The sequence below is a fragment of the Chryseobacterium sp. S0630 genome (assembly GCF_024158915.1).
Taxonomy (GTDB): domain Bacteria; phylum Bacteroidota; class Bacteroidia; order Flavobacteriales; family Weeksellaceae; genus Chryseobacterium.
On sequence record NZ_JAMZGF010000097.1, the window covers coordinates 1 to 11,539 of the forward strand.

An 11,539-nucleotide genomic window follows, 5' to 3' on the forward strand; every position below is an offset into this window, starting at 1 on the left:
AAAATTTTTTGAGCTATAAGGGCTCAAAATTTTCCAGAATAACTTTTTAACTTACACAGTTAGTGAGATACTACCATTTATTATGAACTTTTTCGGAAAAAAATCTATTATATCTTTCTTGTTATATAATTCTAAAATTTTTAATACTGATTCTATATTTTTTATAGTCTGTTTTTTCTTCATAATTGACTCTCCTCTCTGTACATAATTTACAAAGATGTTGTCAATAACCTGCAGAACAGGATTTTTACTATATACTTGTGTATTAAATAATACATCCTCATATATTGCTCCTTTTTCAAATATGATCTTATGTTTATCTAAGAATTTTTTTGAATAGATCTGTGTCCACGCCTGAATACCATAGTTATTGTATTTTAACAGCAAATCGTGACCACTGATCTTTTCTTCATTTTCAAATTTTTCAAATTTGACAATTTTATTTTCATAAATTTCCTGATAATTAAATAATAAAATATCAGTTTCTGTATTAATTTTTTTTAAAAAGACGTCGATACTTTCACTTTCAATATAATCATCTCCATCCACAAACCAAATATATTCCCCTTTCGCTATTTTATATCCCGCATTTCTGGCATCAGAAAGCCCTCCGTTTTCTTTTTCCAGGACGACAATTCTTTTATCTGCATTTTTATATTTATTACAAATACTGATACTATTATCTGGAGAGCCGTCAATTACTAAAATCAATTCAAAATTAGCAGAAGCATTTTGGACTATACTGGCAATACACTTTTCTATATAATTTTCAACATTATATATTGGGACAATAATGGATAAAAAAACATCATTCATTTACATTCTCTATTAATGGTAAGTAAAACTTCCTTATCTCCTGAGGATTATATTTTTCATAGTTATCATTACTCAATAACTCATCTATCGCTTTGCTTGCTTCATCTACATTTTTAACAAACTTTATATATGTTAAGTACTTGATCCAATTGTAAGTTCCTATAACTTTTTGATTATAATTTGAAAAAACGACGCACGGTGTTCCTGTAATGATGCAAAGAACCATTCCGTGTAATCTATCAGTGATCACTATTTTTGCCTTAGAAAATTGTAATAACTTATTAGTCAATACTTTTTTTCTCACTGACTCTATATCTAAATCTGTTATTTTATCACAATGCATATCAGATTTAATTATTTTGTCAAATTTTCCTTCTAAAATTTGGGTAATTTTATCTTTATCGTTTGCGGTTAGTATTGATTCCTGATCATTTCTGATTACTTCTAATGCATACTCTCTTTCATTTTCAAAACTATATTCAGTGTATAGAACAATATCGGGGGTCAGAATTACCTTATTTTTTGGAAAATAATTTTTCATTAATTCAAATGATTTTTCCTCTCTTGCTGTCAAAATCAAATTTGAATGCTTTTCAAAAATATCCTGTGTAATTTTTAATTCAGACTCACCAATCTGATCATTAGAGTAATAGATAGTTTGTGGAAACAATATCGTTTTATTCTCAGGAAAGTTTTGAATTACCATTCTTCTTAAATTTTCTTCCCTCATATATTCATTCCCAAAATTACCACCACCATGAATGAATATCAAATCATCAGGATTAATCGTATTTCTGTACTTTTCAATAAAATACTTCATTTGAGATTGATTGATCTCAAACACATGATGCCCGGGTAAATTTTCTTTAAAAAATTTCAACTGTCCTTCAGCAATAGCATGATCTCCAATATTAGTATGGGTAGGAGTTTGAAACAAAAATAATCGCTTTGTCTTGCAATTATTAATTTCATTAGCTATTCTATCTACTCTGGCATTATTATTTATATTATTAATAATTGAATTTGTTTTATTTTTTATTCTCTTAAATAAATCCATATTTATTTCTTTATTTTTTTAATGATTTTTTTCTTAAACTGTAAATACTCTTCCCGTTTAATACCAATAAGAATAATTAATACAAACAAAATAATCTCAGCACCAATAGTTGAAGATATTGCAAAAAAGTAGCTGTTAAACTCCACTTTTTTGATGAGCCATATCAGAACAAAACAAGAGAAAATAACCAAGAAGGTCTGTTTTAAATAAAGCAATACATCTTGCAAATCATATTTCAATTTATGATTAACATACAGAAAACGAAATACGAATGTGCATAAATTCAAAATAACGTTTAAACTCATAATATATACCGGAGAAAAACCTAATTTTAAAAATATATATGCCAGAGGTAGATTTAATAATAATATCAATGAAACACCTAGTTGATAATTTCTGATATTTCCAATGGCATTTGCAGACATCCAGAATGGTCCCACTATAGCATTAATAATAGAGCCTATTATAACTATTTGAGTGAAGCTTACAAGATATTGAGGTAAATTAACACCAAGCCATAGTTTTAAGATAAATTCTGTATGCAGTAAAATCGGTACTGATAAAATTAAAAATAGAAATACTGAATATTTCGAAGTATTTAATACTAAATTTTTATGTGTTTCTATATCATTCGAAGCATAACTTTGCGTAATTTGTGGATTAAATGCTACCTGCATATTTGAAACAAAACTGTATAATACACTGTTTACCTGATTCGCAATACCTAAGGCTGCATTTACAGTAACACCTATGAATATATTCATAATCATATTCAATCCCTGTGTTGAACTTAAAACGGCCACTTGCCCGAATAAACTCCAACCAGAAAATGATAATAATTCTCTGAACAGTTTTTTGTCAGAAAAATAATGGTAAGCAGTTTCTTCCTTAAAGTTCTTATAGCAATAAATTTTATAAATTATATTCACTATAAGGTTGACCAGTAATAACAAAAATGAATAAACTATGAGCTGATCATATTCAACAAAAAGCGATAATAAAAATACAATAGCAAGTTTTAGCACAGTCTCCCCTATACCCAAATAGGCATAGAATGACATTCTTTCATTCGCCAATATGGTAGCATTGAAGGGTATTCTAATGATATTGATGATTGTTGTAATAATAGAAAACTGAAATACAAAATTTGCAGCGTTAAGCCGGTTAGCAGGTATATTTAATTTGTAATTTAAAAACCACAATCCAATAGTCTCAGACAAAATCAATACAATAATTGAGATAATTATATGAATATTGAGACTCATACAAAAAACTCTATTAACTTTTTCTTTAATATTTGAAGCCAGTTCAATATTTAAGAATCGTTGAGTAGCGCTTGTCATGGCATTATTTAAAAAAGAAAATAATACAACTACTCCAGCTACTAAATTATATATCCCAAAATCCTCTACGCCTAACTTCTGTAAAATAATCCTTGAAGTATATAAGGAGATAGCCATATTGATTATCATCCTTATGTAGAGTAATATTGTATTTTTTGCGATCTTTTTTGTACTTGACAATTTATTTACTTTTAATCATTACCAAATAGATCCCTTGTATACACTTTTTCCTGTACATCAGCAAGTTCTAACGCATTACGATTAGAAATAATGACATCGCATTCTTTTTTGAAAAGCTCTAAATCTTTTACCACTTTGGAACTGAAAAAAAACTCCTCATTAAGGGCAGGTTCAAACACTTCCACTTCCACTCCTTTAGCTTTAATCCTTTTCATTACTCCCTGTATGGCAGATGCTCTGAAATTGTCGGAGCCTGCTTTCATGATAAGACGGTAAACTCCTACTTTTTTTGGTTTTTTGGCTAGTACAGAATCTGCTATAAAATCCTTACGGGTTCTGTTGGCATCTACAATTGCCTGAATAATATTATTGGGAACAGCGTCATAATTTGCCAAAAGCTGTTTGGTATCCTTAGGTAAGCAGTATCCTCCATATCCAAAAGAAGGATTATTATAATGTGAACCAATTCTTGGGTCCAGACCAACACCTTCTACAATCTGGCGGGTATCCAGTTCGTGGATTTGCGCATAGCTGTCTAATTCATTAAAATAGGCAACTCGCAATGCCAAGTAGGTATTTGAAAACAATTTAATGGCTTCTGCTTCGGTAGGATTAGTAAACAAAACAGGAATATCCTTTTTAACCGCTCCTTCTTTCAGTAATTCTGCAAAAATCCTTGCTCGCTCGCTTTGCTCCCCGACAATAATTCTGGAAGGATATAAATTATCATACAAAGCTTTACCTTCTCTCAAAAATTCAGGAGAAAACACCACGTTATCTAAATGCATTCTGCTTTTTAAGTCTACGGTATAACCTACAGGAACCGTAGATTTAATAATGATTACAGCATCAGAATTATACTCTGCAATTTCCTTTATTACATTTTCAACACTGCTTGTGTCGAAATAGTTAGTAGTAGGGTCATAATCTGTGGGGGTGGCAACAATAATGTATTCAGCTTTATCGTAAGCTTCCTTTTTATCTAAAGTGGCTTTGAAATTAAGTGGTTTAGTACTAAGAAATGTGCTGATTTCATCATCTTCAATAGGAGATTTTTTAGAATTAAGCAATTCTACTCTTTCCTGAACAATATCTAGCGCTACGACTTCATTATGCTGGGCCAATAAGACGGCATTAGACAAACCTACATATCCTGTTCCTACTACTGCTATTTTCATTTTCTACTTTTTTTATAAACGATTATCGTATTTCTCTAAAATTCCTTTAACATCATATACAATTCCTCCTTCCTTCAGATAATGAGAAAGATCAATATTCAGGAACTCATTATGAGAAACAGTGAGAACAACTGCATCAAATTTTTCATTCATATCTTCCAGAGAACTTGTAGATCTTATACCATATTCGTGCATTACTTCTTCCGGGTTTGCCCACGGATCGTAAGTTGTAACTTCGATAGAATAGTCTTCCAGTGCTTTGATAACATCTGCTGCTTTCGTATTTCTTACATCCGGACAGTTTTCCTTAAAGGTGATCCCAAGATTCAGCACTTTGGCATCCGGAATGTTGATTCTTTTCTTAATCATCGTTTTTACGACCTCGGAAGCTACAAATTGCCCCATAGAATCATTCAATCTTCTTGCTGTAAGGATAAGCTCAGAATAATATCCTACATCCTGCGCTTTTTGGGCGAGATAGAAAGGATCTACCCCGATGCAGTGCCCTCCTACTAATCCGGGTTTGAATTTCAGGAAATTCCATTTCGTTCCTGCAGCTTCCAAAACGGCATGTGTATCGATATTCAAGAGGTTAAATATCTTTGCAAGCTCATTCACAAAAGCAATATTGATATCACGCTGTGAGTTTTCGATCACTTTTGATGCTTCAGCTACTTTGATGGTTGGTGCCAAGTGTGTACCTGCTGCAATTACAGATTTATATAATTCGTCTACAATTTTACCAATTTCTGGTGTAGAACCTGAAGTTACTTTTAAAATCTTCTCTACAGTACGTTCTTTATCTCCCGGGTTGATTCTTTCAGGAGAATATCCTGCAAAAAAATCTTCGTTAAATTTCAATCCCGAAACTTTTTCCAGCACAGGGATGCACTCTTCTTCTGTAACGCCGGGATAAACAGTAGATTCATAAATAACTATATCCCCTTTTTTCAATACTTTTCCCACTGTTTCAGACGCTTTGTATAAAGGCGTCAGATCAGGGCGGTTATGTTTATCTACCGGTGTAGGAACAGTTACAATATAGATGTTAGCATCTTTAATATCTTCTAGCTTAGATGAGCAAAACAATCCTTTTGATGAACTTGAAAAGGGATTCTCTTTTACTAAAACCGGTAGCAATACGTCATCTTCTACCTCCAAAGTAGAATCTTTTCCGCTATTAAGTTCTGCAATTCTGGCCTGATTGATATCAAAACCAACTACCGAGTATTTTGTTGCAAACAAACGGGCCAGAGGTAATCCTACATAACCCAATCCGATTACCCCAATTTTATTCTGTATATTCATATTTTATGTGATGTTCTTACTTTATTTAATGTATATTTTGAAGATAAATTGATTATTTATTGAAAAGCTTTTGCCACCATTTTTTCTCCTTATCAGTGGTATATCCGTAACCGTAACCATAGTTGTATCCATAACCATAACCACCAACATTTTTAGAAACATCATTGATTACAAAAGAGACGTTTGATATTTTTGATTCTCTAACCAGTTTATTTGCAAAATCTATTAATATTTTTCTTGATACTCCCGATCTCACAACGTATAAAGAAGCGTCAGCTGTATCAGAAATACTCAATGTATCTGAAACAAGCATCAGTGGAGCAGAATCGATCACAATATATTCGTAACGGGACGACATTTCACTGATAAGCTTCTGATAACGACCGTTGGAAAGAAGCTCCTGAGGGTTTGGAGGAATAGATCCCGCATAAATTACATCACATTCAGGATTGGTATCCGAAGTATGTATAAGATCTTCTACATCTGTCGTTTCATCATATAAATATTCCGTAAGACCAGCATTCTTAACACGCTCATCATCATATCTCTGTATCTGTGGATTTCTAACATCCGAACCAATTAGTAATGATCTTCCGTTTTTACTTCCCAATGTCAGAGCAAGATTCACTGAAACCAGTGTTTTACCTTCCCCTTTCACTGAAGAAGTTACCAGTATGACTTTCGCCGAATCTTTCTTAGGAAGTAGAAATTTCAGGTTGGAAACCAGTATTCTAAACGATTCCGCCAATTCGGAGAAATCATTTCTCTGTACCAAATGGTTCTGATTATCCTTCAACGATGGTATATCTGCTAATACACCAAGTGGCGAATTTTCCGTAATATCTGTACGGCTGTAGATTTTATCATCCCACATAAAGAAAAGATAGAATACTCCCAACGGTAACATTAATCCTAATAAAGCCGCTGCCAAAAGAATAATATTTTTCTTAGGCGAAACCGGAATATCATCAGTATAAGCAGGGTTTACAATTTTAGCTTTCGGAACATTTACCGAAAGATTAATTGCATTTTCTTCTCTTTTCTGTAAAAGGAAAAGGAAAAGCTGTTCTTTAAGATTCTGCTGACGTTCGATACCTCTGTAGATTTTTGACTGTCCGGGAACCTTTTCAATCATACCTGTGCTGGCAGAAATCTGGCTGTTTATCTGTGCGATAGATGCCTGAACGGTTGCTTTTTGCTGACGGATGTTATCTCTTACAATTTCTTTTAGTGAAGAAATTTCTTTATTCATTTCTATCACTGCAGGGTTCTCATTCGTTGCCTGCTTCAAAGTTTTATTTCTAGTGATAACAAGATTATTATACTGTAAAATGGCCTGTTCCAAAGAAGGATTAAGTCCTAAATTAGAAGGCATAAGCTGATTATCTCCTTTTGAAGCTTCATTCTGAAGGGAGTTAAGAAGATCCAGCTGGGTTTGCTGTAGAAGAAATTGTTTAGTGTTATCGTTGGTATTCTGAAGCGCCAACTGAGCCTGCGCCTGTAAGTCTACGATTCGGTTACGGTTCTGGAAATCTTCTTTCTGATTCTCCACTCCGGAAAGATCCCTTGAAATAACCTCTAATCGTTTGTCGATAAACTCCTGAGTATTTTGAGCTTGTAAGTTTTTATCTCTTAGCCCATCCAGATTATACTGTTTGGTTACCTCATTAAGAATAGCCTCTGATTTTTCAGGAACAGTTCCTACAATCTTAATGTCCATAAGCATAGCCTTTTGATCCGGAAGATCAACCTGGATCTTTTTTTCCAAAGATTTCACCTTCTCTATAGGATTCCAGAAGACAATTTTATATTTATCTTTAAAGGTCAGACCCGGAACTTTTTGAAGAACTACAGTTCCAAAATCAAGAACTAGATTTTTATCGAAAGTTCCCTTTACTTTTTTGTTTTCCTTATCTTCCAAAACAAATTCGTTTCCGTTCACTTCTTTTACCATATATTGGGAAGAAACAAATTTTTTGGTATTCTTATAAGAAATAATTTTTGCAACAATTGGTACTTTGATAAATAATTCTGAATCCCTTATCTCACCCGAATTATAATATTGTATATTAAGATTTAGGTTTTCAACAACTTTCATAAGGATTGGTCTGGAGCTTACCACAGCCACTTCACTTTTAAGTTCATCTGCATTTCCTAAACCAAGTCCCAAGTTATCAAGATCAATTAATGCTCCTGTTAAATCAGACTGTTTTTTATCAAATTTTAAAGTAGTAGTCGATTCATATTGAGGTACAGCATATCTTAGATATATAAAGGCGATAATAACAAATAATAAGACAGATGCTATAAACCAAGGCCATTTTACTAAATATTTTCCAATGATCTTTCTTAAATTCAAAGATTCTTCACTTTCCTGAAATTCTATCTGCTGCATATTTTATTTTCGAGTTAAAGCAATAATAAGTGTACCTGCTGTAAGTAAAGCACCAATAATCTGGAATGTAAGAGCTCTGTTCGGATTTGAGTTAGCCTGAACCTGCTTATTTTTATCCGGCTGTACATATAATATGTCGTTTTGTTTCATATAATAGTACGGTGAACTCACAATATCAGATCTTGTAAGGTCAACATTAACCACCTGGTCAGCACCATCTTCTCCCGTGCGGATAAGTTTTACATTGGTTCGGTCTCCGAAATCCGTCATATCACCTGCAAGTCCAAGTGCTTGAAAAATATTGATTTTCTGAGAGAGACTTTCTTTCTGCCCAGGTTGTTTTACCTCTCCTAAAATACTTACATTGAAGTTTTTAAGTGTAATAGTCACCAATGGATCTGTTAGATATCTCTTAAGACGTGATTCAAGTTCCTGTTTTAGCTGTACCTGTGTCATTCCTTTAGTATATACATTTCCTAAAACCGGAAAAGAGATATAGCCTTCTTCATTTACAAGGTATTGACTTGGTTCTACGTATTGGTTAATTCCTCTACTACCGTCGCTCCCTACTTTGTTTGCAGTATTAAGGTTAAAAGGCTTTACAGCAATTTCATCGAGTGCAGATACAAGAATCAGAAGTACATCTCCTTCCTGAATATGCAAGCCCTGAAATTTTGCTTTCGCAACTTCCTCTTCCATATTATGTTTCGACATATATACCATATTCTGCTTCGGTCTGCATGATAACAAAATAACCGATAACAATGTTATATATGTAATAATTTTTTTATTCATATGTTGTTTATTCTAAGTCTACTTGTGCTATTATTTAAAATCTATCTGAACTAAATTTAATTTAAGATACCTAATCGTAAGGAAAATAACCACATAAGTATTCTATATTTACAATGAAATTATGTAGGTGAGAGGTATTTTAATCTTTATATTTAAATTAATTCTTTCTCTAGCAATTTTCATTCCGTTTGGAATTAAAATAGCAAAATTATTATTTTATATTAGTTTTTTATGTATTTTATTCTTTAATTTCATTCATATGCTTAATGTTCAGATATCTTGTCAAGAATTTCAAATTCAGAATTATTGCTTTTAAATTCCGGCACAATTATTTTTAATATTCTCACAATCTGTAAACTATCTTTATTCATTGCTGAAAGAATGATTTGTGTGCACAAAATATCTATATCTTCAAACTTCATCAATGGATCTCTGGATATCATAATTTTCTCATGATGGGTAGGAATAGTCGTAGAATTATCTGTTAAAAGTTCTTCATACAGTTTTTCGCCAGGTCTTAACCCAATAAAATCAATTTTAATATCGATACCCGGAGTATATCCTGATAGTTTGATCATTCTTTCCGCTAAATCCAGAATTTTAACCGGTTTACCCATATCAAAAACATAAATCTCTCCTCCCTGCCCCATTGTTCCCGCCTGAAGTACCAATTCGCAAGCTTCAGGAATCGTCATAAAATAACGAATGATATCGGGATGAGTAATCGTTACCGGGCCTCCTTTTTCAATTTGTTTTTTGAAATGGGGTATTACTGAACCATTGGAACCTAATACATTTCCAAAACGGGTTGTTATAAATTTTGTTGTATTCTCCGAAGAATTTTGTAGAGACTGTACAAAAAGTTCAGCAGCTCTTTTAGATGCTCCCATTACGTTGGTGGGATTTACTGCTTTATCTGTAGACACCATCACAAAACGATTTACATTATATTTTTTCGATAAGAGTGCTACATTTTTAGTTCCTCCAATGTTGACAAAAATAGCTTCATGCGGATTATCTTCTATTAAGGGTACGTGCTTGTAGGCTGCCGCATGATAAACTATTGAAAACTGATAATTATCAAACAATTTTTCCATTCTGGAATAGTTTGAAATATCAGCCAGTATAAATTTGAACCTTTGGTTTGGAAACTTTTCTAATAATTCGAGCTGCAACTCATATAAAGGAGACTCAGCCTGATCTACCACAACAATCAATGATGAATTTAACTGAGCAACCTGCCTTACAATCTCACTTCCTATAGATCCGGCTCCTCCGGTTACCAGAATATTTTTATTAACATGAAAACATTTTACCTCATTGTTTTCTATTTTAATTGTCGGACGGTTCAGTAAATCTTCAATCTGAAGAGGACGGATACTTCTCACCCTATCTTCCTCTTTTATGATATTGGTTACGGGTACTTTTAATACTTTCAATCCTTTATCCAATGCAAAGCTAGTCCATTCTTCTATCTCTCGCTTTGTCATCACATCTTTGATTAAAACCGCATCAAATTGTTCTTTCAGAGTATTGCTCTTAAGGAATTGTTTTTTATTATAAATTTTATGGCCTAGCAACCTTGCTTTTTTAGAATCCGATCTTGCACTGAGAAATCCTGCCAGCTGATAGGGATGATCGGGATTGTGAATAATAGCCTTTGCTAATGACACGGAAGTATCCTCTACCCCTACAATAGCAATTCTAGCTTTGGATGGAGTATCCTTAGAATCTATTAAGACACCGAAAAGCTCTTTGATTGCCATTCTGAAAAAGAACATCAAAAAAATGGAGATAAAGAAAAATAAAAAAAGAACAGGGTATAAAAATACAGGGTTGCCCAATATCAGTTCTGATATAAAATTCAGTCCCAGCAAGACAATAAGAGCACTGCCTGAAGACCATACAATTTTAAAAAAATCAAAAAAAGTAGAGTGTCTGATAATTCCTGCATACGTTTTGAACAGAACTATACACAGAATATTAATAAGCACCACTGAAAATATTTTTTCCTTTTGATACTTAATAAAGTTGAGTTTTACCTCCAGACTATTCAGAAGAAAATATGAAACTAAAATTGAAAAAAAAATGACTGAAACATCAATGAGAAAAACCGACCACCTGGGTATATACCTTAACTCCCTGATTTTAAAAACATTCCCCATACACAAATAAACCTAAAGTATCTTTTTCATTATTTCAACAATTGGTGGTTTTTATTATCGAGCGAAGATAATAATTATTATTAATATTTAATAGCATACGTTAATTTTTATTCAAAATATAAATCGCTAGTGCCAAGATATTTTAACATTAAATCATACGCATACTCCAAAAAAAAATACTGTAAAATGTAAATTTTACAGTATTTTGACTACTTTGATTCGTAGTTGCGATCCGGACGGGACTCGAACCCGCGACCTCCGCCGTGACAGGGCGGCATTCTAACCAGCTGAACTACCGGATC

At 32.8% G+C, this 11,539-nt stretch carries 8 protein-coding genes and 1 tRNA gene; all 9 read right to left on the reverse strand.

What is annotated here, in order from left to right; genetic code table 11:
* Nucleotides 1-51: 51 nt before the first annotated feature.
* Nucleotides 52-816 (reverse strand): glycosyltransferase, encoded by a 765-nt coding sequence (locus NK356_RS23505; protein WP_253318194.1) that lies wholly within the window; start codon nucleotides 814-816, stop codon nucleotides 52-54.
* Nucleotides 809-1,873, reverse strand: a complete 1,065-nt coding sequence (locus NK356_RS23510; protein WP_034692079.1) for a polysaccharide pyruvyl transferase family protein — start codon at nucleotides 1,871-1,873, stop codon at nucleotides 809-811. Before NK356_RS23510 ends, NK356_RS23505 begins: the two co-directional genes overlap by 8 nt.
* Nucleotides 1,874-1,875: 2 nt before the next feature.
* Nucleotides 1,876-3,396, reverse strand: a complete 1,521-nt coding sequence (locus tag NK356_RS23515; RefSeq protein WP_034692078.1) for an oligosaccharide flippase family protein — start codon at nucleotides 3,394-3,396, stop codon at nucleotides 1,876-1,878.
* Between the two features lie 11 nt (nucleotides 3,397-3,407).
* Entirely contained in the window at nucleotides 3,408-4,574 is a 1,167-nt protein-coding gene (locus NK356_RS23520; RefSeq protein WP_034692077.1) for a nucleotide sugar dehydrogenase, read from the reverse strand.
* A gap of 12 nt (nucleotides 4,575-4,586) precedes the next feature.
* Nucleotides 4,587-5,882, reverse strand: a complete 1,296-nt coding sequence (locus tag NK356_RS23525; protein ID WP_034692076.1) for a nucleotide sugar dehydrogenase — start codon at nucleotides 5,880-5,882, stop codon at nucleotides 4,587-4,589.
* 52 nt (nucleotides 5,883-5,934) lie between these two features.
* The gene (locus NK356_RS23530) at nucleotides 5,935-8,277 is read right to left on the reverse strand and encodes a polysaccharide biosynthesis tyrosine autokinase (RefSeq protein WP_253318195.1); all 2,343 of its coding nucleotides are present in this window, start codon (nucleotides 8,275-8,277) and stop codon (nucleotides 5,935-5,937) included.
* A gap of 3 nt (nucleotides 8,278-8,280) precedes the next feature.
* Nucleotides 8,281-8,991, reverse strand: coding sequence for a polysaccharide biosynthesis/export family protein (locus NK356_RS23535; RefSeq protein WP_253318196.1), 711 nt, complete (start codon nucleotides 8,989-8,991; stop codon nucleotides 8,281-8,283).
* 344 nt (nucleotides 8,992-9,335) lie between these two features.
* Nucleotides 9,336-11,237, reverse strand: a complete 1,902-nt coding sequence (locus NK356_RS23540) for a nucleoside-diphosphate sugar epimerase/dehydratase (protein WP_051934185.1) — start codon at nucleotides 11,235-11,237, stop codon at nucleotides 9,336-9,338.
* Between the two features lie 228 nt (nucleotides 11,238-11,465).
* A tRNA-Asp gene (locus tag NK356_RS23545) sits at nucleotides 11,466-11,539 on the reverse strand.